The sequence below is a fragment of the Nocardia miyunensis NBRC 108239 genome (assembly GCF_001613065.1).
Lineage (GTDB): Bacteria > Actinomycetota > Actinomycetes > Mycobacteriales > Mycobacteriaceae > Nocardia > Nocardia miyunensis.
In genome coordinates this window covers 145303-171332 of the sequence record NZ_BDBQ01000040.1, presented here as the reverse complement: position 1 = coordinate 171332, position 26030 = coordinate 145303, and the positions used below count along the sequence as shown (strand labels likewise).

The 26030-nt window shown below is 66.2% G+C and carries 21 protein-coding genes; 8 read left to right on the top strand and 13 right to left on the bottom strand.

Annotated elements, in window-relative coordinates; translation table 11 throughout:
- Nucleotides 1–961: class I adenylate-forming enzyme family protein (locus NM2_RS17850; protein ID WP_169816185.1), on the bottom strand; the 961-nt coding region annotated here is incomplete at its 3' end.
- 417 nt (nt 962–1378) lie between these two features.
- Here NM2_RS17850 and NM2_RS17845 point away from each other — a divergent pair.
- From NM2_RS17845 to NM2_RS17830, 4 genes are all read left to right on the top strand, one after another.
- A complete protein-coding gene (locus NM2_RS17845; RefSeq protein ID WP_067669962.1) occupies nt 1379–2188 on the top strand; it encodes an SAM-dependent methyltransferase in 810 nt (269 codons plus the stop codon).
- A 194-nt stretch (nt 2189–2382) separates the two neighbouring features.
- A complete protein-coding gene (locus NM2_RS17840) occupies nt 2383–3372 on the top strand; it encodes a LysR family transcriptional regulator (RefSeq protein WP_084531180.1) in 990 nt (329 codons plus the stop codon).
- Nucleotides 3305–4009, top strand: a complete 705-nt coding sequence (locus NM2_RS17835) for a histidine phosphatase family protein (protein ID WP_067669960.1) — start codon at nt 3305–3307, stop codon at nt 4007–4009. Before NM2_RS17840 ends, NM2_RS17835 begins: the two co-directional genes overlap by 68 nt.
- Before the next feature lie 105 nt (nt 4010–4114).
- Nucleotides 4115–4558, top strand: a complete 444-nt coding sequence (locus NM2_RS17830; protein WP_067669958.1) for an Hsp20/alpha crystallin family protein — start codon at nt 4115–4117, stop codon at nt 4556–4558.
- 25 nt (nt 4559–4583) lie between these two features.
- Here NM2_RS17830 and car read toward each other — a convergent pair whose 3' ends face one another.
- The gene (gene car / locus NM2_RS17825; protein ID WP_067669956.1) at nt 4584–8132 is read right to left on the bottom strand and encodes a carboxylic acid reductase; all 3549 of its coding nucleotides are present in this window, start codon (nt 8130–8132) and stop codon (nt 4584–4586) included.
- A gap of 270 nt (nt 8133–8402) precedes the next feature.
- A complete protein-coding gene (locus tag NM2_RS17820; RefSeq protein WP_157121149.1) occupies nt 8403–9146 on the bottom strand; it encodes a hypothetical protein in 744 nt (247 codons plus the stop codon).
- 429 nt (nt 9147–9575) lie between these two features.
- On the opposite strand from NM2_RS17820, the gene NM2_RS17815 reads away from it, so the two are divergent.
- On the top strand, nt 9576–11147 hold the full coding sequence (locus tag NM2_RS17815) for a T6SS phospholipase effector Tle1-like catalytic domain-containing protein (protein WP_067670011.1): 1572 nt from the start codon (nt 9576–9578) through the stop codon (nt 11145–11147).
- 66 nt (nt 11148–11213) lie between these two features.
- Here the strand turns inward: NM2_RS17815 and NM2_RS17810 are convergent, their stop codons facing one another.
- Nucleotides 11214–12401, bottom strand: coding sequence for an epoxide hydrolase family protein (locus tag NM2_RS17810; RefSeq protein ID WP_067669952.1), 1188 nt, complete (start codon nt 12399–12401; stop codon nt 11214–11216).
- A 103-nt stretch (nt 12402–12504) separates the two neighbouring features.
- Between NM2_RS17810 and NM2_RS17805 the strand changes: the two genes are divergently transcribed.
- Nucleotides 12505–13092: a CGNR zinc finger domain-containing protein gene (locus NM2_RS17805; RefSeq protein ID WP_067669950.1), complete on the top strand. Its 588-nt coding sequence runs from the start codon at nt 12505–12507 to the stop codon at nt 13090–13092.
- 124 nt (nt 13093–13216) lie between these two features.
- On the opposite strand, the gene NM2_RS17800 is transcribed toward NM2_RS17805, so the two are convergent.
- The 4 genes from NM2_RS17800 to NM2_RS17785 all read right to left on the bottom strand — a co-directional run bounded on the left by NM2_RS17800 (nt 13217) and on the right by NM2_RS17785 (nt 17269).
- Nucleotides 13217–13753, bottom strand: coding sequence for a glutathione peroxidase (locus NM2_RS17800; protein ID WP_067669948.1), 537 nt, complete (start codon nt 13751–13753; stop codon nt 13217–13219).
- A gap of 71 nt (nt 13754–13824) precedes the next feature.
- Nucleotides 13825–14709 (bottom strand): dTDP-4-dehydrorhamnose reductase, encoded by an 885-nt coding sequence (gene rfbD / locus NM2_RS17795; RefSeq protein WP_067669946.1) that lies wholly within the window; start codon nt 14707–14709, stop codon nt 13825–13827.
- Nucleotides 14706–16049 (bottom strand): lipopolysaccharide biosynthesis protein RfbH, encoded by a 1344-nt coding sequence (gene rfbH, locus NM2_RS17790; RefSeq protein WP_067669944.1) that lies wholly within the window; start codon nt 16047–16049, stop codon nt 14706–14708. The genes rfbD and rfbH overlap by 4 nt, the downstream gene beginning before the upstream one ends.
- Nucleotides 16046–17269, bottom strand: a complete 1224-nt coding sequence (locus NM2_RS17785) for a glycosyltransferase (RefSeq protein ID WP_067669942.1) — start codon at nt 17267–17269, stop codon at nt 16046–16048. The genes rfbH and NM2_RS17785 overlap by 4 nt, the downstream gene beginning before the upstream one ends.
- Nucleotides 17270–17745: 476 nt before the next feature.
- Here NM2_RS17785 and NM2_RS17780 point away from each other — a divergent pair, with 476 nt between their 5' ends.
- The gene (locus NM2_RS17780; RefSeq protein WP_067669940.1) at nt 17746–19350 is read left to right on the top strand and encodes an HD domain-containing phosphohydrolase; all 1605 of its coding nucleotides are present in this window, start codon (nt 17746–17748) and stop codon (nt 19348–19350) included.
- Nucleotides 19351–19435: 85 nt separating this feature from the next.
- Here the strand turns inward: NM2_RS17780 and NM2_RS17775 are convergent, their stop codons facing one another.
- Nucleotides 19436–21211, bottom strand: coding sequence for an ABC transporter ATP-binding protein/permease (locus tag NM2_RS17775; protein ID WP_245718084.1), 1776 nt, complete (start codon nt 21209–21211; stop codon nt 19436–19438).
- Between the two features lie 224 nt (nt 21212–21435).
- On the opposite strand from NM2_RS17775, the gene NM2_RS17770 reads away from it, so the two are divergent.
- Nucleotides 21436–22539, top strand: a complete 1104-nt coding sequence (locus NM2_RS17770) for a glycosyltransferase (protein WP_067669936.1) — start codon at nt 21436–21438, stop codon at nt 22537–22539.
- A gap of 104 nt (nt 22540–22643) precedes the next feature.
- On the opposite strand, the gene NM2_RS17765 is transcribed toward NM2_RS17770, so the two are convergent.
- The 4 genes from NM2_RS17765 to NM2_RS17750 all read right to left on the bottom strand — a co-directional run bounded on the left by NM2_RS17765 (nt 22644) and on the right by NM2_RS17750 (nt 25875).
- Nucleotides 22644–23048: a DUF302 domain-containing protein gene (locus NM2_RS17765; RefSeq protein WP_067670009.1), complete on the bottom strand. Its 405-nt coding sequence runs from the start codon at nt 23046–23048 to the stop codon at nt 22644–22646.
- Nucleotides 23049–23090: 42 nt separating this feature from the next.
- Nucleotides 23091–23333, bottom strand: coding sequence for a YgaP family membrane protein (locus NM2_RS17760; RefSeq protein WP_067669934.1), 243 nt, complete (start codon nt 23331–23333; stop codon nt 23091–23093).
- Between the two features lie 36 nt (nt 23334–23369).
- Nucleotides 23370–23639 (bottom strand): metal-sensitive transcriptional regulator, encoded by a 270-nt coding sequence (locus NM2_RS17755; RefSeq protein ID WP_067669932.1) that lies wholly within the window; start codon nt 23637–23639, stop codon nt 23370–23372.
- A gap of 82 nt (nt 23640–23721) precedes the next feature.
- A complete protein-coding gene (locus NM2_RS17750) occupies nt 23722–25875 on the bottom strand; it encodes an MMPL family transporter (RefSeq protein ID WP_067669930.1) in 2154 nt (717 codons plus the stop codon).
- Nucleotides 25876–26030 lie beyond the last annotated feature (155 nt).

Here is a 26030-nt window from a genome sequence, read left to right as displayed (position 1 = left end):
CCACCGACGCCCAGCTCGCGTCGGGATCGGCGGAGTCGTTGTGCGAGAACATACTCGCCTCGGTCGAACCGTAATCCTGGCGAAGCGTGATACCGAGACGCTCACGCACCATTTCGAACACCGCCCGTTTCAGCGCGACACCGCCCGCGAAGGCCAAACGCATCCGCAGATCGAAAACGCCCCGGTGACCAGCGAGGATCTCGTACATCGCCGGAACCGCGCCCATCACCGTGACACGCTCACGGACCATCGTCTCGAGCAGCCTCTCGCGCGAGAACGCCAACGGCAGCGGATCACTCCAATAGAGCGTCGTCGCACCGCCGGCGACGGCCTGGGTCGCGCCCATAATGAAACCCAACGAGAAGTTGCCCGGCAGAATGTTCAGGACGATGTCGTCGGGCTGAATGTCCCAGGCCGTGCTGGCTCGTTCACCATCGGCGATGAGCTCGGCATGGGTGTGCGGCACCACCTTGGGCAACCCGGTCGAACCGGAGGAGAAGAGGTAGAGCGCCGTCGTGTCGCCCGCCGGCTTCGGCAGCTCGGCGGTTGTATGCGCTTCGGGCAGGGCATTCGTCAGGAACAGCGGAATGCCGGGAGCCGCGTCGGCGATATCGGCGATGAGCGTCTCGGCAGCAGCGGCGAGGCCGGGAGTCGAGACGACGACCTTGGGGTCGGTCTTTCGTGCGAGCATGGCGAGTTCGGACCGCGGGGCCTTCTCACTCAGCGGCATCGCGATCGCGCCGATGGCGAAGAGCGCGTGCGCGGTGACGAAGAGATCGGGCGAGTTCGGAATCAGCAGGGCGACGGGATCGCCGCTCTGGATGCCACGGTCGACGAAACCGGCGGCGAGTCGGCCGATCCGCTCGACCAGAGCGGCGTACGGCGTAAAAGTCTCGCCCTCCCGCAATCCGCTGGTGATCGGTGCCCGCGCTGTCAGCTCGAGCAGATTGTCGTAGATCATCTCTACTCCGCAGGGGCCGTCCCCTCTCTTGGCCAGAATAGAAGCGGGATGCGGCATCTACAAGGCGTCAGCGATCACGCTTGTAGGTCACGGAGAGAACACCGGGTGGCGGGCACACGACACACCACTTCCGACCCATCACGCCGAAGCGCCACATGACACCGGTCCCGTCGACGAACTGGACGCGTTCGAGCCGAAGATCAGCACCTTACCGGCGGCCCTCCGCTGGGCGACGCGGATCGGTGAACTGGTGAAAGATGGCCCGGGACTTGCCGAACCGTAGCGGCGTCTCTCGGGACGTCACTCGATTGATATACGTCCCAACGAGTTTGGCGTGGCGAGCCGCCTCGCGCAGGCCCTAGGATCAATGCCACAACGATTCGAACAGTGCACGAAATCCAAAGGGAGGCAGGTCCAGTGGGCGACGAGCAAGCGCCGGACCTCGACATCACGCGAGCTCACGGAGCCCGCATCTACGACTACATCCTCGGCGGTAAGGACAACTACGAGCCAGACCGTACCGCCGGTGAGGAATCTCTGCGAGTGTGGCCGGGGTTGCGGATCCACATGCAGGCCAACCGCGCGTTCATGCACCGCGTAGGCCGTTTTCTGGCCGCCGAGCGTGGCATCAGCCAGTTCCTGGACATCGGCACCGGCATTCCCACCCCGCCCAACCTGCACGAAGTAGTCCAAGCGGTGACACCCGAGGCTCGAATCGTGTACGTGGACAACGATCCGATCGTGCTCGCGCATGCCAGGGCACTGATGACCAGCGACCGGAAGGGGCGCACCGCCTACATCGACGCCGATATGCGCGCCCCCGAAGCGATCCTGGCCGCCCCGCAACTACGCGACACCCTCGACCTGAGCCAACCCATCGGGCTGCTGCTCATCGCGATGCTGCACTTCATCGAAGACGACGACGAAGCGCTGCGCGTCGCCCGCCACGTCATCGACGTCCTGCCCTCGGGCAGCTACTTCGCCGCCACGATCGCCACCGACGACTTCGCCCCCGAACCGCTCGCCAGGGTCCGCGACCTCTACCACTCGCACGGCGAAACCCTCAGATGGCGTACCAGAGCCCAAGCGCAGCAATTCTTCGAAGGACTCGAACTGGAAGAGCCGGGCCTGGTGCAGATGCACAAGTGGCGACCCGACCCGATACATATCGGGACCATCGACGATGCCGACATCGCCATGTACGGGGCGGTCGGGCGGAAACCCTGACCGCAGAACGAAGTACCTATCGCCAGCCACCGCAACACAACTGGACGCTTGGTGAAAATGGGCTATTGTTGACGGCGCCGAACGGACTCGGGATTCACTGGTATGCAACCGAATTGGTTGTAGCCGTGCCCCTGCGGTTCATCGCCGGTTACCTCTCGTGGTTACCGTGACGGGTGCTCGGAAGGAGCGGCGTCATGGAATTCCGGCATTTGGTCTCATTCATCACGATCGCCGAAGAACTGCATTTCGGTCGCGCGGCGCAGCGCCTTCATCTCACCCAGCCGAGTCTGTCCGCCCAGCTGCAGAAGTTGGAGAAGTCCGTCGGGGTGCAACTGGTCGCCCGCAACTCCCACGAGGTGCAGTTGACCGCGGCTGGACGGGAATTCGAGCTGCAAGCCCGTCAGATCGTGGCCCGGATGGACCGCGCGGCCGAGGTGGCCAAGGCCACCGCCGAGGGCCGGGCAGGCTCGGTCGGTGTCGGTTACAACTTGCCCGCCAGCCGCCACGTTCTGCCGGGCACTTTGACCCGGATGACCGAGCGACATCCGGATGTGGTGGTGTCGTTGTGGGAAAAGCGCACCGGGCCGCAGATCGCCGCGCTTTCGGACGGATCGCTGGACATCGCCCTCGTCTACGGCCATCCCAGCACCTCGGAATTCCGGTATCGGCGGGTGCTGCACCGGGTGCCGCTGGTCGCGGTGGTCGGGCGGCGTCATCGGTGGGCGGACCGGCCGGGTGTGTCGTTCAGCGAATTGCAGCATCAGGAGTGTGTGCTGTTCGGCCGCGAGCAATGTCCGGCCATGTACGACACCATCTTCCGTGCGGCCGCGCGGTCGCAGATCTCGCTGTCGGTGTCCCATCACGCCGATGATCCGGGCGCGACCGCGCACATGGTGTCGGTACGGCCGCTGGTCGGATTCGCGTCCTTGCCGCGCGCGATCTCCATGGGGATGGGTGAGCCCGGCAGCCCTTCGGTCGCGGTGAAATTGATCGATCCGGTACCGACCCTGGATTTGTATGTGGTGTGGCGGTCGGGAGAAACGAACCCCGCGGTGGCCGCCTTTCTCGATTGCCTGGAATCGCCGGAATCCGCGAAGTCGCTAAGATCCCCTAGCTGTGACAACACCCAGAGCCCGCACCGAGTACCGCCAAGCTCGATTCCAACCGCCGGCCGGCTCCACTGAACTGCTGCTGATCCGTCACGGCGAGTCGGCGCCCGCTTACCCGGACGAACCGTTTCCCCTGGTGGACGGACAGGGAGATCCCGAGCTCGCCCCGGAGGGACGACGGCACGCCGAACGTGTGGCCGAACGGCTCCGCACGGAACGCATCGACGCCATCTACGTCAGCACACTGCGGCGGACGGTGCAGACGGCTGAGCCACTCATCGCCCGGCTCGGGCTCGCCGCGCGTGTGGAAGCCGACTTGCGAGAGGTGCATCTCGGTAGCTGGGAGGGCGGACTGTTGCGAAAGATGATCGCCGAAGGCGATCCGGTGGCACGGCGAATGCAGGCGGAGGAACGCTGGGATGTCATCCCCGGGGCCGAGCCCGCCGAGGAATTCGCCACCCGCGTCCGTAAGGCGGTGAAGCGGCTCGCGGACGAGCATCCCGGCCAACGCCTGGCCGTGTTCACCCACGGCGGCGTCATCGGCCAGGCGCTGTCGCTGGCCAGCGGCTCTCGCCCGTTCGCTTTCCTCGGCGCGGACAACGGCTCGATCTCGCACATCGTGGTGACCGGAGAGTCATGGATCGTGCGCTGCTTCAACGACACCGCCCATCTGGGACCGATATTCGGCCGGTCCGCCGCGCCGCTCACCTGACGCGACAGCTGGCACTCTCGACCTCAGAGTGCTAAGTTTGGTGGTGGACAGCTCACGGCGCTCACCGCCGTGGTGAGCGTCACTTTCGATACGGAGGTGAATGCTGTGCTGAGGTTCGACCCGTTCCACGACCTCGATTCCGTTGCCCGCCAACTGCTGGGTGAAACACCGGGAACCGCTCGCGCACCTCGGTTCATGCCGATGGATATGTTCCGGGCCGGCGATCATTACGTGCTCAATGCCGATCTACCGGGCGTCGACCCGGGCTCGATCGACGTCAGCGTCGACAACGGCACCCTGACCCTGCGCGCCCAGCGCAGCCTGCCCGGCGACGAACACGTCGAGTGGGTGGCGTCGGAACGATTCGCCGGTAGTTACATGCGGCAGCTCTCGCTGAGTGATGCCATCGACTTCGACAACATCAGCGCCACGTACAACGACGGCGTGCTGTCGGTGACCCTCCCGATCGCCGAGAAGGCCAAGCCCCGCCGCATCAGCATCGGCGGAACCGGCAAGGCACCGAAGACGATCGAGGCCGGCAAACAGTAAGATCCGGCCGCCGTATGGCGAGAACTCACGCCACGTTGGCTCCCGAGGCGGACTCGAGCAGCCCCAACTGCCGCAGATCGGTCACGTATTTGTCGATCAACGGTTCGGTCAGGTGTGGCACGTCCTCGGTACTGCCGATCGCGACGGATTGCACCGCGGTGCAGAACTTTTCCGCGGGCATCGGGGTTCTCGGCATCGGCGGCGCGGGGCGGGCGTAGGCACTCAGCAGGGGTAGTACGGAGTTCTTCCGCTGGTCCTCGGGCAGGGCCTTCAGCGCCGCTTCGAACCTGGTCAGCCACTCGTCGTAATCGTCGATCCGGTCGATATCGTTGCCCGCCGCGATGAGCCAGTCGACGAACGTGTCCAGGGAAATACCGTCGTTGTAGGTGTTGAGCACGTTGTAGGTGCGGTATTCGTCGGTGATGTACCCGCCCAGGGTGGTTATCGCATCGGCGGTGAAATCGGCCGGCAGTCCGTCGTAATGGGCGCGCTGGGGGTTGCCGCCCGGGTCGAGCTGATAGAAGGACCGGGGCGCGATCCGGGTCGCCACCAGACTCAGCACCAGGCGGGTGAACATATCGGTCACGTTGACCTGGCCGGTATAGCGGCTGTGCGCCAAGATCATGTCCGATCGGAACACCGCCACCGGCAAACGGCACAGATCGCGTGCCTCACGCAGCAGCACCTCCCCGGCCCATTTGCTGGTTGCGTAACCGCTGGCGTACGACGTGTCCAGGGAACGGGACGGGCTGGCCGCGCGCACGTCCGCGTCTTCGCCGAGGAAGGTGCCGTCGGGCAGTGCGGTTACCGCCACCGTGGAAATGTAATCGATCGGCTTGAGCCGCTTGCTGATCGCCAACTTGACGATTTCGGCGGTACCCACCACGTTCGGGCCGAACAGCTGGCTGTACGGCAGCACGTGGTTGACCATCGCGGCCGCATGCACGATCAGGTCCACCGACCGGGCGAGACGGTTCCAGGTGAGAGTGTCGAGGCCGAGGTTGGCCGCACCTACGTCACCGACGAGGACTTCGAGATGCTTGTCGGCCAAGGCGCGGAAGTGGGCGGACAACTCGGCGTCACCGCTGTCGATCGCGGCCTCGATGCGCTGCCGGGCCGCGATCGGATCGGCGCCACGGGCCAAGCAGATCAGTGTTCCTCCGACCTTCGCCAGCCGTTCCAGCCACTCCAGGCACAAGAAGCGGCCGAGATACCCGTTGGCGCCGGTCAGCAGGACAGTGGTCACCGTACCGGTCGGCGCGTCGAGCGCGGGCGCGGCAGCCAGCGTATCCGCGTCGATGAACTTGTCCAGCGTCAACTCGGACGCGTGCGCGACGGTGGCGTCACGACCGTGCACCGAGGCGAACGTGGGCCGCGCCGAGGCCGAAGTACGCTCGCCGTCGACGTAATCCGCGATGGTGGCCAGCGTTGCCGTGGGACCGATGATCGTCTGCACCGGCACGTCGATGTGATAGATCTGCTCCAGCAGCGAACCGAAGGAAAACGCCGAGAGCGAATCACCGCCGAGTTCGATGAATTTGGCGTCGGCCGACATGCCCGCTCCGGCGGCCTCCGAACCGAGCGTTACGAGAGCGGCGCGCCGGATGGTTTCGATCGTCGGGAGCTCCCGGGCGTCGGCGCGCAGCTGATCGATCCGGTTCTCCTGTCCCACTTCGATATCGGCGTACATCGCGTCCAGCCGTTCGCCGTAGCGGGCCTTCAGCGCCGGGCGCAACAGCTTGCCGATCCCCGACAGCAGACCATTGGCACGGGTGAACGGCTCGGACTCCAACAGGAACGCGCGCGGAATCTCGTAGCCGTTGAGGCGATTATCGGCCGCGATCTGCTGCAACGACTCGGCGATCAGCGCACGCGCGTCGCCGTCGCCGATCGCGTCGCGGTTCGGCACGACCACCGCGAGCAGGAACGACTGTTCGCTGCTGCCGTACACGAATATCTGCCGGATGTAGGGGCTGGTGGAATAGTCGGCCTCGAGCTTGGACACCGCGACGAACTCACCTTGCGACAGTTTGATGACGTTGTTGCTGCGGTCGAGGTACACCAGGTGATCGGGAGCGGTCTCGGCCATGATGTCGCCGGTCTTGTAGAAACCGTCCTCGTCGAATATCTCGGCCGTCAGCTCGGGATGCTTGTAATAGCCGGGAATCAGGCTGATCGACTTCATATACAGTTCACCGCGCGGATACGGCTGGTCGGTGGTGAAGTACCCGAGCTCGGGAACGTCGACGAGCTTGTAATCGGTGACCGGCGGACGCAGGATCTCTCCGTTGCGCATGATTCCGCCGCCGTTCTCCGTCGAGCCGTAGCCATCGCTGACGGCACAGTCGAGCAGGGACTCCATGAAATCATGCATCTGCGTCGACAACGGCGCGCTGCCGCACATCGCCGACACCACGCGACCACCGAGAAAGTCTTGGCGCAGTTCGGATTTCACCGCCTCGTCCAGGATTTCGGGACTCTGCCCTTCGACCGCCGGCTGATCCAGCTCTCTGCGGTAACGCCGAAAGATCATGTCGCACACCCGCGGAACGAGATTCAGCGCGGTGGGACGAACCAGCCCGATATCCTCGAACAAAGTGGACATATCGCTCTCGGCGGCGAAATATCCCGTGCCGCCGGCGGATAGCGTGCTGATCAGCCACGCCAGCCCGTACACGTGACTCAACGGCATGTACTGCAGGTGAATCGCCGGGATCTCGATGCCGGTGTCGAGCGACGGGCTGTGCGGACGTAGCCACAGTCGCGCCACCAGATCGGTGGTGTACATCGCCCCCTTGGGCGTGCCGGTGCTGCCCGAGGTGTAGATCAGGGTGGCCAGCGGGTCCTCGCCCGCCGGTGGGACGTACGCCGGCGTCTCCTTCAGCCCGCGCCCGATATCCAGCTCCTGCCGTACCGGTATCACATTCAGCGTGCGCCCCGAGGCGGCGAGCCGCGCCGTCGCCGACTCGAAACGCTCGTGCTGCTCGTCGTCATCGCTGCGGTAGTCGAAGACGACGAGCCGCTCGACCGAGGATGCGCCGAGCACCACGTCGATCGCGATGTCCAGCGATTCGACGCCGGCAGCGAGGATCCGCGGCTCGGTCTCGGCGACGATGGGGGCCAGCTGGGCGGCCGTCGAGCTGGACTGCAACGGCACGAACACAGCGCCCAGGCGGATACACGCCAGGTTGATCATCGCGTAATCGGTGCTGGTGAAACCCAGCACGGCCACGAAGTCACCGGCTTGTAAGCCGCTGGACCGCCACGAGTTGGCCAACGCGGTGACCCGGTCACCAAGCTGGCCGTAGGTGATCATGTCGAATCCCGACAGCAGCGTCGTGGTCCGGCGTACGGTGGCCTCGTCCCGCCTCACCTCCCGCGCTCGCTGCCCCAGCGCCGGACGGTCCGCATAACCGTTCAGATACTCCTGCACCACGTCCCACAGCCGCAATCCGGGCTCGTGTGCGGCGGCGGTTACCTCCGGCAGTGGTGCTGCCGCCCGAAATTGGGGGTCGGTCGCGTACAAATGGTCGACCCGATGGATCAATCGCTGTTCTCGCTCTTTCTCTGCCATGATTCGCTACCTTTTCGGGAGGGGTCCGTCGCCGCCCGGTCCGGGGCTTCACACCACCACTTTCAGGCTCGGTCAGGGGTTCGAGGAGCACCGTGATGGTTCGCTCGTCCATCGCTGTCTAGCGTCGGACACTTGGTCCGTACCACCGCCTCGCCCAAGGACTGGACGTAGGTTCGGCTCACATCCAGTGAAGCCCCGCCGGGCCGGCTCTTCAATAGGCAGATCCCATGGCGTGGCCGGCCGGGAACACCGACCGGCCATCGATGACGTCTATGCGCTCCGCGCCGCCTGATTCACCTGCGGTGCGCGCTGGTCGGTGGGCGGGTTCGCGGTCGCGGGCGCCAGCGCACCTTCCAGGGCGCCCGCCCCCGCACCGATACCGGAACCGACCACGGCCGCGGGGACCGCGATCACCGCGGCGCCGATGAGCGCGCCCACTACCGGCATGACCACCAAACCCGCGGGCAGGAAGGGAATACCGGCGATGAATCCGGCGACCGCGCCGACCGCCGCGCTGGTGGAGGTCAGCGGGCTGGCGAGGGCCCCTGCCGCCACGTTCCCGGCGAGCGCACCGACGAGGGTGTCGCCGGCCATCCGGTCCGACCGGGCCGGATCGAATCCGACCGAGTCGAATCCCTGGGCCAACATGGCCTCCTGCTGAGCGAAGGAGTCGTTGATCCCCTCGGCGAGCTTGGGATCGACCCAGTCCGGCCGCCCGATCTGGGCCGAACCGATGCGCATGGTCCCGTCCGGCGGCTGGATCGGCGCGACGGGCGGGGCCAGGGCAGTCGGCAGGTGCAGACGGGAAGGGTCGACCGGGGCGAGGGCGCCATCCGGGACGGCTCGCTTCCCGCTCGTATCGTTACGGCTGGTCGCCGTGGGAGATTTGCTCGCCGCCGCCGTTGCGGGGGCGGCCTCGAACAGTGCCCCCGACGACAGAACCGCTGCCATGACCAGTAGTGATCCGCCACGCCCGGACCGCTTGCCCGGCCGAGCGCGATGCTGTGCTGCCATGAACGACCTCTCTTTCGACTCTCGATGAGTTCCGCAAGAAATGTGAACTGACACGCGACACCCTCGCGTGGATTCGGACCGGATAACGCGGCCGAACGCGAGGGAGCAGATGGATATCGTGAACCGTCCCGTCGCGTTACCAACTACTTTGCGGCATTGGACAATTCGGACCCGGACCGCGCGCAGAGGATGTTCGATCAGGGGCTCGGTCGGCGAGCCCACGGTCTCCCGGCCGCACCGGAGAGCGGCGGCCGAGGCCGTCGGAGCATCTCGCCTCATCGTTTCGAGGCCTAACGACCAGTGACAATCGCCCGGCCTCGAGAGCAGCATGAATAGACCGGCTTCGAGGTCCACCACGCCTCGGCCGGGACTTCCAACCGGTTTCACCGCTTCATGAAAGTCATCCGCCCGGTCGAGGGAGGTGCGACGATGCGTCGACTCATCATGTGTTGCGACGGTACGTGGAACACACCGAGCCAGTTGGCGGTCACGAATGTGCGCCGCATGTACAACGCCCTGGCAGACACCATGAGCAACGGGGAGGAGCAGCTCGCCCGGTATCAGCCCGGGGTCGGTACCGAGACCGGTGAGCTGTCCGGCTGGCTGCTGGGAGGAATCACCGGGGCGGGATTATCGAGCAACGTGATGGACGCCTATCACTGGCTGACCTCTACGTACCGGCCCGGAGACCAGATCGCGCTGTTCGGTTTCAGTCGTGGCGCGTACACGGCGCGCAGCACCGCGGCCATGATCGCCGCGTGTGGCTTGATCGATACCCGGCCCCTGGACGAAGACACGGTCCGGCGTCAGATCCGGCAGGTCTACCAGCGGCGGTACCGCCTGGGACAGGCCGCGGATCCCGGGTGGAGCGACGGTCTGCTGTTCAGCTACGTCCCGGAGCGTGATCCGATGCCGGTGGATTTCATCGGAGTGTGGGACACCGTCGGGTCACTGGGCATCCCGGACACCCTGGGCGGGCTGAGCCTGCTGGACTCCGCCCGCCGCTACGCGTTCCACAACGTGCGGCTGAACCCGGCCGTGCGGCACGCTCGCCACGCGGTGGCGCTCGACGAGCAGCGCAGTGAGTTCACCCCGACGTTGTGGTCCGAGCCGGAACCGGATCAGGACGTCAAGCAGGTCTGGTTCCCGGGCAGCCATATGGACGTGGGCGGCGGCCATCCGGACAACGGGCTGAGCGATGGCGCGCTGAAGTGGATGATCGAGGAAGCGCGTGCCGCGATCGGAGTCGAATTCCGCAAGCAGGTGGAGGACCAGATCCGCCCCAACGCGCTCGACACCCTGCACGACGACAACCAGGGGATCTACGGTCTGTTCGAGCTGTTGTACGAGCCGCTGCTGCGCCCACTGCTCGAACCGGTTTTCCAACCGCGGCCCCGCGCCACCCCGATGATCGACAACGACGGGAACAACCCCGCGCTGCACTCGTCGGTATACGAGCGGCACCAGATTCCACCGATCGTCACCGGACCGTACCGGCCCACCAGGACGCTGACACCGGGTGAGTCCAGCACCGTCACCGTGTCCGCCCGTGATCCGTGGAACTGGACAGGCCTCTACCTCGAAGCGGGCGACTACACCTTCGCCGCCACGGGCGAGTGGACCTGCCTGGACGTACCGTCCGGGCCCGCGGGCATCAGCGGCCGGCGGCGGTTCCAGCCGAGACAGGCAATCCACCTGGTCGGCACGCTGATCGGCCGGGCGGAGCGAGTTTTCCGGCGCGTGACCCGGAACCCGCAGGCTTATTTCCCGCTGGCCCGGCGCGATGAGGACATGCCGTGGATGTCGCTCATCGGCGTCGTCGCCAACGACGCGATCCCGCTCGAAGGAGCACAGGCCCTGCACGAGAAGATCGCCATCGGCGCAGGCACGAACCACCGGGTCTGGCGCCCCGGGTACCTGTACGCCTTCGCCGACAACGCGTGGGGCTTCTACGGCAGCAACCAGGGCAGTGTGCGACTCGAAGTGACCAGGAACAGCTGAGCGCGCGCTGTGTTGCTGAAAACGATTCGAACGCAGTGCATTCCGATTCCCGGCACCCAGCCGCGTTCACCGATCGGCGGCCAGCACTGCCGCGAGGCCTTCCCGGAGGTCCTGGACGAAGTACTCGGGAACCTCCAGGGACGGGAAATGTCCCCCGGTTTCGGGCGACCGCCATCGGACGATCTGCCGGTATCGCTCCTGCGCCCAGGGGCGCGGACACTTGTCGATGTCGCGGGGATACATGGTGATCGCCGACGGGACGTCGACCCGAAGTTCGGGGTCCAGCGAGTTGTGGCTTTCGTAGTAGATGCGGGCCGCCGATGCGCCGGTCCGGGTCAGCCAATACAGGGTGACGTCGTCGAGAATTCTGTCTCTGGAAATCGTCTCGAACGGGCTGTCTTCGGTATCTGTCCACTCGGCGAACTTGTCGAGGATCCAGGCGAGAAGCCCGACCGGTGAGTCGACGAGCGAGTAGCCGATGGTCTGCGGTCGGGTCGCCTGCTGCTTCGCGTACGCCGCGCGGAGGCGCGTTGGCGATCCGCACCAGAAATCGCGGGTTTCCTCGGCCCATTCGCGCTCGACCGCAGTCAGCCCGTCCGTTGTCAATCCGGGCGGCGCCTCCGCGAACGTTGTGTGAATGCCGAGAACGTGTGCCGGGAACCTGCCGCCGAGAACCGTGGTGATATTGCCTCCCCAGTCGCCGCCGTGGGCTGCGAACTCGCTGTAGCCGAGCCTTCCCATCAGTTCCACCCATGCGGCCGCGATCTTTTCGGTTCCCCACCCGGTGGTGGCAGGCTTGTCGCTGTAACCGAAGCCCGGTAGCGACGGAACCACGACGTGGAACGCCGGCGCGCCCGCGTCTTTCGGATCTGCCAGCTCGTCCACTACGTCGACGAACTCGGCGATGCTGCCCGGCCACCCGTGCGTCAAGATCACAGGAGTGGCATCTGCGCGCGCGGATCGGCGGTGCAGGAAGTGGATTCGCAGATCATCAATCCTCGTGCGGTACTGGCCGATCCGGTTGAGGCGCTCTTCGAACGACCGCCAGTCGTATCCGGTGCGCCAGTAGTTCACGACATCGACGAGGGCGGCGAGCGGAACGCCCTGTTCCCAGCGGCGAGGGCCGGGCGCGGCGCGATGGACCGTCTCGGCCTCCGGTAGCCGCGCCGCGGCCAGTCGCGCGCGCAGATCGCCGAGGTCGGCGTCGGTCGCGTGGGCTTCGAATGCGTGCACGTCGCTGATTGGACGGGGCATGAGACCTCCTGGCCGTCGCGGAACCGGCTACAACCTATCGCGAACCGGCTAAGACGGTTCTAACATGCCTTCATACCAGCATGCAACCGGCTAAGGTGGTTCCATGCCTGCTGAGTTCCCCGACTTTCGCCTCGGTAGCGTCCTGGCGACCAGCTTCACGGCGACTCTGACCGAGCGGCGCGGCAAGGCTGTGGAGCGAATTCCCACGCCGCAGCGACTCGTCGACTGGCTGGCGGTGAACGGCCTGGCCGTGGAGTCCTGCACCACCGCCCAGCTCGAACTCGCCCGGGAACTGAGGGAATCAATTCACGCCGCCGCGACAGCGACCGCGACTCGGGACGCTCTCCCCGCGTCCGCTGTTCGAATCATCAATGAATGCAGCATTCAGGGTCGGGCCGCGGCCATCCTGACGCCCGAGGGCGATCGTCGATGGCGACTCGGCTCGGCTTCCCGCGTAGAAGATGCCCTGGGCGTAATCGCCGCGGACGCGATCAGCATCATCGCAGGCGAACGAGACGGAAAGATGGCGTTGTGCGCATCGCCGACCTGCCGAGCCGCATTCTTCGACACCAGTCAAAGTCGCACCCGCAAATGGTGTGACATGAACACGTGCGGGAATCGTCAGAAGAAGGCGCGCTTCAACGCCAACCAGCGCAAGAACGGGACTGCCGAACGGACAGGTGTCACCTGATCCGGCTTGCCCTCGCCGATGCCGGCGCCACCAGTCCGGCGAAGGCGGTCACCGAACCGGTGGCGTGAGTGCCGCACCTGATCCAGGACCTGTTCCGGCCCTCACCCCCACCGAACTCGCCCGATCAGTCCAGGAGTCCGGCGATTTCGGACTTGATCTGCTCAGGGGTCACCGTCGACTCGAAACGGCCGATCACCTTGCCATCGCGGCCGACGAGGAACTTCGTGAAGTTCCACTTCACCTCGTCGGTGCCGAGCGCTTCCGGGCGCGTGGCCTTGACGTGCTGGTACAGCGGCCCGGCGGTGGGACCGAAGTCGCCCGGCGCCTGCGCGCGCAGATAGGCGAACAGCGGGTCCGCGCCCGGACCGTTGACTTCGATCTTGCCGAAGACCGGAAAGGTGACACCGTAACTCGTGGAACAGAATTCCTGAATCTCGGCGTCGGCGCCCGGTTCCTGATCGCCGAACTGGTTACACGGGAACCCGAGGATATCGAGACCACGGTCCCGGCCCTCCCTGTACAGGGCCTCGAGACCTTCGTATTGCGGCGTGAAACCACACTTGCTGGCCACATTGACGATGAGCACCACCCGGCCCGCGTAGGCGTCCAGTGAACGGTCCCCGCCGTCGGCGGTCCTGACCGAGAATTCGTGAATTGTCATAGCGCCGAGAGTATTTCACCTCTCGACGCCGCGTCGAGGAACTGGCGGATGGGCCCGCTGGTCGCACAGCGTCAACGCGATCGCGGTCTCGCAGCCGCTTTCCGCCGGTACGGCATCATCGCGCGCTGCACCGCATCGCGCCAGTGTGGCAGCGGCTTCAGGCCGGCGTCGATCCACGACGCATCCGACAGCACGGCGTTTCGGGGGCGGTCCGCCGCGCTCCGGAAGTCCGTTGTCCGGCACGGACGCAGCAGCCCGGCCGCCAGACCGGCTTCTTCGGCAATGGCACGGGCGAACTCGAATTTCGAGGCCGCGCCCTCCGACGTCGCATGAGTCAGCAGTGGCGGGTCGGGATGCGCGAGAAGGTCGGACAATGCGGCCACGAGGTCGTCGGTGAAGGTGGGAGAGGCGATCTGATCGGAAACGACTGCGGCGGTTTCGCCTCGTTCGCATTTCCGCAGGAGCGCGGCCGGGAATCCGGTGGTCGCGCCCGAGTACAGCCACATGGTGCGGACGATGAGAGCATCGGGGAATTCTTGCCGCACGGCCCGTTCACCAGCCAGTTTGGACCTGCCGTACTCGTTGACCGGCGCCGTCGGCGAATCGGTGTCATAGGGTCGGGAAGCCGTGCCGTCGAAGACGTACCCGGTGGAGATGTGCACCAGCCGCGCTCGTTTCTGCGCGCAGGTCCGGGCCAGCAGTCCGGCGCCGGACGCGTTGACCGCGAATGCCCGGTCGATATCGGTCTCGGCGGCGTCGACGGCGCTGTATGCCGCGCAGTTGATCACCACGTCACCCGGAGCGATGGCCGTGTCCAGCGCTTCGGCATCGGTGATGTCGAGTTCTTTCGACCCGAGTCCTGTGACCGTCCACGTCCCGTCCCGAAAAGGGCTCGCCGGACTCGTCATCCGAGCGCCCAGAAGGCCGCCGGCGCCGGTGACGAGCAGCCTGCTCACCGCTTCTCCTCGATCGAGGACTCCAGGGGCCGGGCCGGGGATCGCCGGAAGCCCGCGACGAACTCCCGTATGGAGGCGACCATGTAATCGATCATCTCGTCGGTGATTCCGGGGTATACACCGACCCAGAAGGTGCGGTCGGCCACATGATCGCTGACCGTCAGGTCTCCGGAAACACGGTGCGAAATGTTCGAGTAGGCCGGATGGCGCAACAGATTTCCGGCGAACAGGCCACGGGTCGCGATCCGGCGGCTCTCGAGAAAATTGACGATGCCGAAGCGATCGAAAGGGGCGTCCGACATGACGGTCATCGCGAACCCGAACCAACTCGGGTCGCTTCCGGGCGTCGGTTCCGGCAGACGCAAGTAGTCGATCCCGTCGAGCTTCTCGCGCAGCCTGAGCCAATTGTGCCGCCTGGCAGCACAAAAATCATCCAACTTCGCCAGCTGGGACAGCCCGAGAGCGGCTTGCAGATCGGTCGCCTTCAGATTGTATCCGATGTGCGAATAGATGTATTTGTGATCGTATCCGTACGGCAGACTGCCCAGCTCGAAGCCGAATCGTCTTCCGCACCTGTTGCTTTCGCCCGGCTCACACCAGCAGTCGCGCCCCCAGTCACGCAGGGACTTCACTATTCGGGCCAGGACCAGGTTGTCGGTCAAGACGCATCCGCCCTCGCCCGTTGTCACGTGGTGTGCCGGATAGAAACTGACGGTCGACAGGTCACCGAATGTGCCGGTCCGCCGCGACCGGTATGTCGACCCGACCGCATCGCAGTTGTCCTCGATCAGGAACATGCCGTGGTCGCTACATATTTCGGCGATTTCCGCGACCGGGAAGGGGTTGCCGAGCGTATGAGCCAGCGCCACCGCACGGGTTTTCGGCCCGATGGCTGCCCCGATCAGCTCCGGCGACGCGTTGTACGTGTGCTCATCGATATCTATGAACACCGGCTCGAGACCGTTCTGCAGGATCGGATTGACCGTTGTCGGAAACCCTGCCGCGCAGGTGATCACCTCGTCTCCCGGGCGGAGCCGGGCATCGCCCAACTCCGGCGCGGTCAGCGCGGTGATCGCCAGCAGGTTCGCCGACGATCCGGAATTGGTCAGCCGCGCTTTGCGCGTTCCGATCTTCCGGGCCAACGATGTCTCGAATTTGTGCGCCAAGCCTCCCGCGGCGATACGCATATCCAACGCGGCCTCGGCGAGTGCGGTCTTGTCATCCGCATCGAGGCATGCGCCGGATGACTGGATTTCGGTGACGCCCGGCACGAACGGACGATCCGCCGACTGCGCGTGGAACTCTCTGATGTTCCTGATCAGATCTTCTCTGTCGATCATCGGACGTCGACTTTCCTCATGAGGTGGCGCAGCTCGCCGACGAATGCGGTCTGACCGGGCAGTGCTCGCATATGCCCCTGAAGTTCTCTCGTGGCCCGCCGGTAGGAGGCATCGGCCAGCACTGTCTCGCATGCGGTCCGCACGCCCGCCGCGGTGACCGTCGCCGGATCGATCCGAATGCCGGTCCCGAGCTCTTCGCACCGCAGGGCGTTACCGGGGTGGTCTGCGAAGAAGGGCAGCAGCACCTGCGGCACTCCGCAGGTGATCGTGTCCCGAATCGAGTTCAAACCGCCATGGGTGATGAACAGATCCACATTTCCCAGCAAGAGTGACTGGGGAACCCGGGGCATGGTGTGCACATGCGGCGGCAATGACCGGAATATGTCCTGATATTGCGAGGGCAACGCGGCGATGACGGAGCACTCGAGCTCAGCCAGCGCCGCGAAGATCTCCTGGTAGATCTCGGTCGATCGCCGCATGAACCGGGTGGAACGGGGACCGATCGACCCCATCGAGAGATAGACGATCGGTCTGTCTCGGGGCAGTTGGGCGAATTCGCTGGGCAACCGCTCGTCGCGGCGGGTGGGAAGTTCGTGCCGATAACGAACGAGCGGCGCGTCGAAGTCCGCGTGGTTGAACTCCTCCGGCGTCAGCGAGACGGTCAGATGACGCAGGATTCCGGGTACGAGCGGCTCCGGCGCGAGCCCGAGTTCCGACCGCCGGGCGGTCAGCCCGGGCCGGACCACCTCGTGATGGAGGCGTTGCACAACCGCCTCCAGCGGGCCGATATCCACGACGACGTGCGGTATCCCGAGCACCTCCGCGGCCAGGTAGCCGCCGAATTCAGTGCATTCGTGCACGATGACGTGTGGCCGCCAGCGCTGCGACAGCTCGAGGACGCCGTCGGCGACATATCCGGCGACGCGAGCGGAGGTGAATTCCATCATCAGAGCCCGGTCGAAGGCAGCTGCGCCGCCATCGAGCAGGGCGCCGAAGACGATCGTGTCGAACTCGGGGTCGAGCCACGACGGTCCGATATCGATGATCTCCACGCCGTAGTTGTCGTGCAACCATCCGGACCACTTGCCGGGCACCGCGATCCGGACGTCGTGGCCGAGTCGGCTCAACGTGTCGACGAGCGTGACCAGCCCACGCAGATGCGATTCGATCGGGTTGACGGTGACCAACACTCGCATGCGGTCGTAGAGCGGAGTGGCCATCGAGGTACCCCCATCATGAGTCCCGAAATGTCAGGTCCGAGCGCCGCTCGGGCCATGACAGCATCATGGCAGGGTCGGCCTGCGCCCGGAACCTTTTGACGAATCAAAGAGAGCAAGGCGTGTTCAAATCTCCTGCGGGGCAGGATCATTGAGAGTCGCACCGCCAACCGTCGCACCCTGACCTCGCCGCCCGGGACACCGCGAAGACCATTCCTGCTCTGCCAGAACGACATCCGTCGGTCCGATCGTCACCCGTGCGACCGCCGGCCGCCTTTCCGGACGCCGTAGCACTCCTCGCGAGCAACGAGGTTCGCCCTGCCCGGTGGCTCCACCACGCCGACCCCCACCTCCGCACGCTCTGCGACGGCGACTCCGAACCCGTGTACCGCTGCGTCGGCCGGCGACGACGTCGCGCGGGCTGCGGCGCGGTTACACCGTCGCGGAGATGGCCATTGTTCGGGGTGGACAATGGGGAGATGCACCCGCACGGGATGCTGCCCGGGTCGGGAAGGGGCCTGAGCAGAGCCGAACTGCTCGCCGCGATATCGCTGGCGATCGACCTCGGGCTGGGGCAGCCGATGGAGCACATGCTCCGGTCGTCCCTGATCGCGACACGGATCGCCGAGCGGATGGGGCTCGACCGGCAACAGCGGGCGACCGTGTACTACGCCAATCTGGTGGGGTGGATCGGTTGTCACGCCGACTCGCACGAACTTTCGGCACTCTTCGGCGACGACATCGCCTTCCGGGCCGACACCTACACGGTGGACATGACCGGCCTGCCGTTTCTGCGGCTGATGATGAGTCATGTCGGAAGCGGATCGCCGAGCTGGGAGCGAGGCATCCGTGCCACCGCCTTTCTGGTCACGGCTCGCAGCCAGGTCGCCACGCTGATCCAGTCGCATTGCAGTTCCGCAGGAGTGCTGTCCGACCGGATGGGCTTGGACGAGCAGGTCGGAAAGGCGCTGGCCTACGCCTTCGAACGCTGGGACGGCCGGGGGTTGCCCAACGGTTCTCGCGGAGACGACATCCCGATCGAGATCCACATCGCTCACGTGGCGGATGTCGTCGAGGTGCACCTGCGGACGGGCGGGCTCGAGCACGCGAAGGATATCCTGCGTTCTCGACGCGGCAGTCAGTTCAGCCCGGCCGTGGTGGCGGTGTTCGATCGCGACGCGGCGGCGATCGTCGACGAGTTGCTCGAAATCGACGTCTGGACAACGGCGTTGGCGGCGGCGCCGGATCGTGACCGAACCCTGACGGCCGCCGAGACCGACGAGTTACTCGAGGCCATGGCGGATTTCGTCGATCTCAAATCTCCGTTCACCCTGGGACATTCACGCGGCGTCGCGAATCTGGTGGCCGGGGCGGCCCGGCACCTGGGCATGCCGTCGTCGGACATCACGCATCTCTACCGTGCCGGCCTGGTGCACGGCCTCGGCAAAATGGGTGTGTCCAACCGGATCTGGGAGAAGAAGAAGCCGCTCACTACGGCTGAATGGGAACGGGTACGGATGTATCCGGATCTGACCGGGCGGATACTCAGCCGGGTCAGTGGCTTGGAGTCGGTGGTGTCCCTCGCGATGAAACACCGGGAACGGCTGGACGGGTCCGGCTTTCCCCGGGGGATCGCAGGCGCGGAGTTGACCGCGCAGGACCGGCTGCTTGCCGCGGCGGAGGCTTATCAGCGACTGCTCGAGCCGCGTCCCTACCGACTACCGCTCGATCCTCGCGGCGCCGCCGATCAGTTGCGAAAGCAGGCGCGTGCCGGACGTTTCGACGCCGAGTCGGCCGCGGCCGTGCTCGCGGTGGCCGGTCCGCGGAGCTCGCGGCGGACGCCCTGGCCCGCCGGGCTGACCGACCGCGAGGTGGAGATCCTGCGGCTCGTCGCACAGGGCCGATCGAACCGAGAAATCGCCGCCGAACTGTTCATCGCCGTGAAAACGGCCCGCAACCACGTCGAACGCGTCTACGCCAAGCTCGGCGTCAACAACCGCACGCAGGCCAGTCTCGCCGCGATCGATCGCGGTCTGGCGGAGTTCCCGGTCAACGCGGTCGCGGGGACTGACGCGTCCGGTTGACGAGCAGGCCGGTATATGGAGACCCGGCTGATTACGCACGCTCGGCCCCCGGTGACGGGTGGCCGAGCCGATATGCGCGGGGCCTTCACCAGCGGTACGCGCCGGGCCGGGACCGGCGGTCCAAGACCCATATCGTGGCCAGTACGAGGCCGACGGCCAGCGAGGCGAGCGCGACGAGAGCGGCACCGGCGCCTCCGTGGAAGGTGTCGCCATAGGCGGACATGGCGGGCAGCGTGGCGGTGTACCGCTCGAGATCCAGGTCGCGGCCCAGCGCTTCGAATGCGTGCCGGTTGGACAGACCCAGACTCATCAGGCGTCCCGGGAGGGCCATCTGGTCGACCGGGACTATGGCTCCGCCGAACAGAACCTGAGGGAAACAGAGCATCGGCAGGGCGAGGGCGGCCTGCGCTGCGTTGGAGACCGCGGCCGAGGCGAGCAATCCGAGGGCCAGTGCCGAGGTCGCCTCGATCACAATCGTCACGAACAGGAAACCGGCCACGTCCCAGCCGACGGCCGGGAGCCGGCCGAGCGCCCGCAGCACACCCAGGAGCACCGCGCTCACTCCGGCCAGCACCGGAAGCAGCGCTGTCACCTTGGATGCCACGTAGGCGCCCACGCTGAGCCCGGCCAGCCGCTCCCGCCGGAAGACGGCCATCTCCCCCACGATCTGGAGCAGGCCATAGGTGAGGCCGAAGAAGAAGCCCGCGAACGCGATCCAGAACACGATCTGGACCGGGCCCAGGTCGGCTTCGCTACGCGGATCGAACGCGCCGCGCTTGAACAACGTCGCCATCATCGCAGTGACCAGCACCGGTGAGCCGAGCAGAACCGCCAGGGTCAACCGGTTGCGCAGGAGAACATCGACATTGCGTCGTGTGAGTAGCCACCATTGCCGGACCGCGCCCGTGCGCTCGACGTCCGAACGGGTCGCGGGGATGGGCAGCCGAGCCGAGCCGGGCCTGGCTTGCGACTTCCCACGGCTATCCGCGAATCGCTCCGCCCAGATCTGCGGGGTGTGCTCATGACCCAGCCGGTCGTACACGTCGGCGAGATCCTCCACGCCGAAGTAGCGCCGAGCCTCGGTCGGGCTGCCGGTGAAGGCCGGGTGGCCGCCGCGCGCCAGGAATACCACCCGGTCACACCGGTCGATGCCGGCCGGCTCATGCGTGGTGAGGACGACCGTGACCCCGCGCCGGCTGAGTCGGCGCAGCAGGCGCATCACATCGGCCGCGGTCGACGGATCGAGCCCGGAGGTGGGTTCGTCGAGGAAGAAAAGGTGTGGCCGGGTCAGCAGTTCCACGGCGATACCGGCCCGCTTGCGCTGGCCGCCGGAGAGCGCACCGACCGGCACCTCGGCCCGATCAGCCAGGTCGAGGTCGTTCATGGTTTCCTCGACTACCCGGTCCGCCTCGGCCGCCGATGTGCCCGCGGGCAACCGCAGCCGTGCCGCGTAGCGCAACGTGCGGCGCAGGGGCATTTCGAGGTGGATGATGTCCTCCTGGGGCACGTAGCCGATACGGGAATCTGCGCTGACCCGTGTTCCGCGAACGACGCCGTCATGCCGAACCTCCCCGGCGGACGGTGGCCGCAATCCCGCGAGGATCTCCAGCAACGTGCTCTTTCCTGCCCCACTGCCGCCGGCGATGGCGACCAGCTCGCCCGGTTCGACCGACAACGACAGTTCGTGGAGAATGTGCCGCCCCCCGACATGCCTGCTCACATCCACCGCGTCGATGCGCCCGCCACCCGCCACTTCGGGCACGTGATCCGAAGTGCGCGTACCGAACTCGACGTTCGGCAATTCGACCGTGAGTTCGGTCATGACCGATGATCTCTGTGCTTCCTGAATTCGCTTCGTCATGCCCTGATCATCGGTCCGCCGCCTCCGTGGTCGCATGAGGCGTTTGCCTCAAATCGCGCCACCGGGAGGCGACCGCCTCGCCGGGTCGTACACCTGCTGGGCCCAGGCTAGAGTCGCGGCATTATCGACACCATGAAGAATGCGCCCATGCCGGACGGTGGACACCGCAACGTCGAAATCGGATGGCTGCCGACTACCGGCGGGCCCGATCGAGGCCGGGCGTCGTGAGGATCCTGTTCGCGGCGACACCGTTGATCGGGCATCTGTTCCCGATGATGCCACTGGCACGATGCTTTCGCGATCGCGGACACGACGTGCTGGTGGCCAGCGGCGCAGCAGCAGTCGCCGCAGTCACCGGCGATATCGACGCCGTCGATATCGCGCCCAGCATCGGGAATGTGCGGTCGGTGGTGCGGGGGCTGGGCCTGCATCCCGTCCTGGCAGCCCGATCGGCGACCGGCAGGGCCGATGCCCGCGGCGGCGCCCATGTCTTCGCGGTCACCAACAGACCGATGATCGCACCGCTCACCAGGACCGCCGAACGATTCCACCCCGATCTCGTCGTGCACGAACCCTTCGCCGCGGCAGCGGCGATCGTGGCGGCCCGGATCGGTGTCCCGGCCGTGTTGCACAACATCGCCCTCGACGACGGCACGCTGATCCGCCGGGAGCTGCTACGACTGCTGTGGGGTCGTGACGAGCCCGCCGCCGCGGCGACCCTGTCGGTCGCTCCGCCCAGCATCGTGTCGGTGCCCGGTTGGTCCGTGCGATACACCCCGTACGCGCCATCGGGCGCGCCGGTTCCGCCGGTGTTCCGCGACCCACCGGTGCGGCCACGCATCGTCGTGACTCGCAGCACCATGCTCGGCGACGGGCCCGATGCCATGCTGCGCGCGGTGCTTCGCGCCGCCCCACAGGTGGACGCGGACATCATCATCGTCCGCCCGAACCGCGCGATCGCGCGCTCGTCACACCTGCCTCGCAACGTCCACACCGTCGGATGGATCGCGTTGCACCGCGCCCTGCCCACCTGCACCGCGATGGTCAACCACGGCGGTGCCGGCTCGGTGCTCGCCGCGCTGCGCGCGGGAATCCCGCAACTGGCCACACCCGCGCCCGGGGACCGCCGCTGGAACGCGGAATCGGTCCGGTACCGCGGCGCGGGCCTCGCCGTACCGGCATCGAAAATTACCGCGGCACACCTCAATACGCTGATCACCGACGCGAGCCTGACCCACTCGGCTCAGGCGGTAGCCGCCGAGATCGCCGCGATGCCCACGGTCGAGGACACCGCGGACCGCCTCCTCGCCCACACGACGCATCGGTAGCCGCCTGGCCGAGACCAGCGGCCGGCTCCGCCCTGTGTTCGGCGTATCGCACCGGCTGAGAGCCGAAAGCGACGGTCACCCGGTCGATCCCGTCCGCGGTATCTTCAGCGGTCACCCAGGGCGTCGATGGCGGCACGCAGTTTGGCCGTTGCCTCCGACGCGATCGGCTCGAGGTCCGACTCACCGGTGACCTGAACCATGACGTCGGGATCCATGGCTTCGACGATGACAGTGGCATGGTCGGAGGGGTCGCGACGGACGATCACGTTGCAGGGCAACAACAATCCGATCTGGCGGTCGACCTCGACAGCGCGGTGCGCCAGCGGCGGATTGCAGGCGCCGAGGATGCGGTAGTCCTCCATGTCCTCGCCGAGTTTGGCTTTCAGTGTCGCGGCCATATCGATCTCGGTCAGGATGCCGAAGCCCTGCTCGCCCAACGCCTCACGAGTTCGTTCGACCGCGTCGGCGAACCGATCGGTGCGCAATGTGGTGGAGATGGCCATGTTCATGATTACCGGCACTTCCTTTCGCTGGTGGGATGTGGCAAGCGGTCAAGCTCGAGGCACGGCACAACCAGCCGTGCTGGGCAGACCCAACCGCCGCAGCAGCAGGCTCGCCGGGCACCAGCCCGCGGTGCCGTACAGCAGCAGATTCGCGCCCACGAACCCGGTGAACACCAGCCACCAGCTCGACCACGTCGTCGCCAGAATCAGGCTGATCAGCACGAAGGACCCTGCCAGCAGAGGGACGACACGGGCGATGGACCAGCCCTGGTGACGGGGTAGGTTCGGCATGAGTTGACCTCCGTAATCGGTTGCGCGCCCGCGTGTTCAGGCGAGAGCGAGGAAGAGTTTCTCGAGTTCGGCTTCGCTCATGGGTTCAGTTCCGTCGGCGCCCTCGCCGGTCAGGCATTCCCGCAGCCCAGTGGCGACGATCTTGAATCCGGCCCGGTCCAAAGCCCGTGACACCGCGGCGAGTTGGGTGACGACCTCTTTGCAGTCGCGCCCCTGCTCGATCATGGCGATCACGCCGCCGAGCTGCCCTTGAGCGCGACGCAACCGATTCAGTACCAGCGCGATCGTCTCTTCATTGCCCACCATGGCCACAGTCCCTCTCGTCGTTTATTTTGTTGTTCACCCACCACACACTATACCCCTAGGGGTATAGTGTGTGGCCGTGGCGTCAGTCATGCGCGAAGCTGATCGGCGGCAATATCGCGCGGAGCCATCGCGGGGACCACCAGGCACGATGCCCGGTGAGCCGCAACAGCACCGGCAGCAGCACCAGTCGCACGGCGGCGGCGTCGAGCAGTACCGCGACGCCGAGGATGACGCCCATCTCCTTCGGCGGGAGCGGCTGGGCGAGCGCGAAAGTGAAGAACACCGCGACCATCACCGCGGCGGCGGCGAAGATCACCCGGCCGGAATGGGCGAGGCCGTCGACGAGAGCGCGGCTCGGATCACCGGACTTTTCGTAGTGCTCTTTAGCCGTGGCGAGCAGGAAGACGGTGTAGTCCATCGCGATGGCGAAGATCATCGCGAAGAAGAACACCGGTCCCCAGCCGTCGAGGAACCCCTGTGGGGTGAAGCCGAGCAGGCCCGCACCATGCCCGTCCTGGAAGATCAGCTTCGCCACGCCGAAAGCCGCGGCGGTCGACAACAGACTGACCACCGTTCCCAGTGCCGCGACCAGCGGAGCCTGTAAAGCGATCAGCAGCAACGCGAAACCGAGGACCAGGATGATCCCCACGATGATGGGGAAGTAGTGATTCAAGGCGTGTTGCAGATCGAGGTTCTCGGCAGGAGCGCCACCGACCAGCGCTCCGGCCGGGAGTTGCGCACGCAACTGATCGACGATGGCGCCCATCCGCGCATCGGACGGGTCCACCGTCGGCAGCGCTTGCATCATGACCAGGCCGCTGCCGTCGTGAGCGGGCTGGGGCGGGGTGAGCACGGCGATGCCGTCGACCGCCGACGCTGTCGTCGCGGCCTGGGCGGATTCGGCCGCCGGTGCGATGATCTGCAGTGCTCCGGGCGCGCCCTTGCCCAATTGCGCCTGCACGAGTTCATATCCCTGGCGAACGGGTGCGTCCGAGGGCACGACCTGAATCGAGGGCATGGCGACCTTCAAGCCGGTCACCGGGATCGCGAGGGCGATCAGCACCAGCAGTGCGGCAATCGCGAAGGGCCACGGCCGGTCGTGCAGGCGCTGCCCCCAGGCCGCGAACCGGGCCGAGCGATGACGCTGCCGCCCGACCTTCGGCAGCGATCCGGCATTGATCCTGCTGCCCAGTGCTCCCAGCGCGGCGGGAAGCAGTGTCATCGTCGCCGCCAGAACGAAGGCCACCGCGAACATGATCCCGACCGCCATCGTCCGCACCGCGGGCGCCGGAACGATCAGCACCGCCGACAAGCTCACCAGCACGGTCAGTCCGGACAACAGGACGGCCTTGCCCGCCGTGCTCAACGTCTCGGCCACCGCCGCGCGCGCATCGGGCGTCCTCGCGAGAGCTCCGCGGAATCGGGCGACGATGAACAGGGCGTAGTCGATGCCCAGGGCCAAGGCGAACATCATCGCGAAATTCATGGCCCACACCGAGATCGGGGTGAGATGGTTGAGCAGCACCAAGCCGCCTGCCGAGGCGATCAATCCGGCGAGGGTGAGCAGCAGCGGCAGCCCAGCAGCCACCAGAGACCCGAACGCGATCACCATGATCGCCAGGGTCACCGGCCAGGAGAACATCTCCGCCTTCAGCATCGCCTCGTGGTTGGCCTTGTTGAAATCGCTCCACAGCGCCGAAGCGCCGGTGGGATAGACCTCGATCCCGTTGCCGGACAACGCCGTCAACGCGCTCTTGTGCGCATCGACCGCCTTCACCATGTCATCGGGTGAGGCAGCGGCACCGGCGATGAGGATCCCGGTGTGCCCGTCGCGACTGATCGAGACCCCCGGCTCGGGGGCGACGACTTCACCGAACCGCGGATCGGCCGCGAAGATCGCGGCGGCCCGCCCGAGCACCGACTGCACCGCGGGGCCAGCGATGGCCTGAGTATCCGAATGCACCACGACCTGCAAAGCGGCCGACGAATCGCCGCCGAAGTGCTGCTGAGCCAGCTCACGCACCCGCACCGAATCCGACCCGTCGGCCTGCCATCCCGCACCCGCGAGCGAGTTGAACACACTCGGCGCCGCAGCCCCCAGCGCCACCAGCACGATCAGCCACACGCCGAACACGATCCGGGCCCGACCGGCCATCGTGGCACCGATGCCGCCCAGCAGTCCACCAGCATTTCCCGAGGTGATCTCGGGCGGCGAAACAATCCCAGAGTCGGTCATCACTTCTCCGTTCGAATACCCCCGCGGGTATATTGGTCAATGGCACCCAATATACCCCCAGGGGTATCATCGGCCAGGGCGGTCTTGGTCACAGGACCTGCCGGGGCGGCCGGGAGAGTAGGAAGAACAGACTCGGTTCGAGTGCGACGCAACGC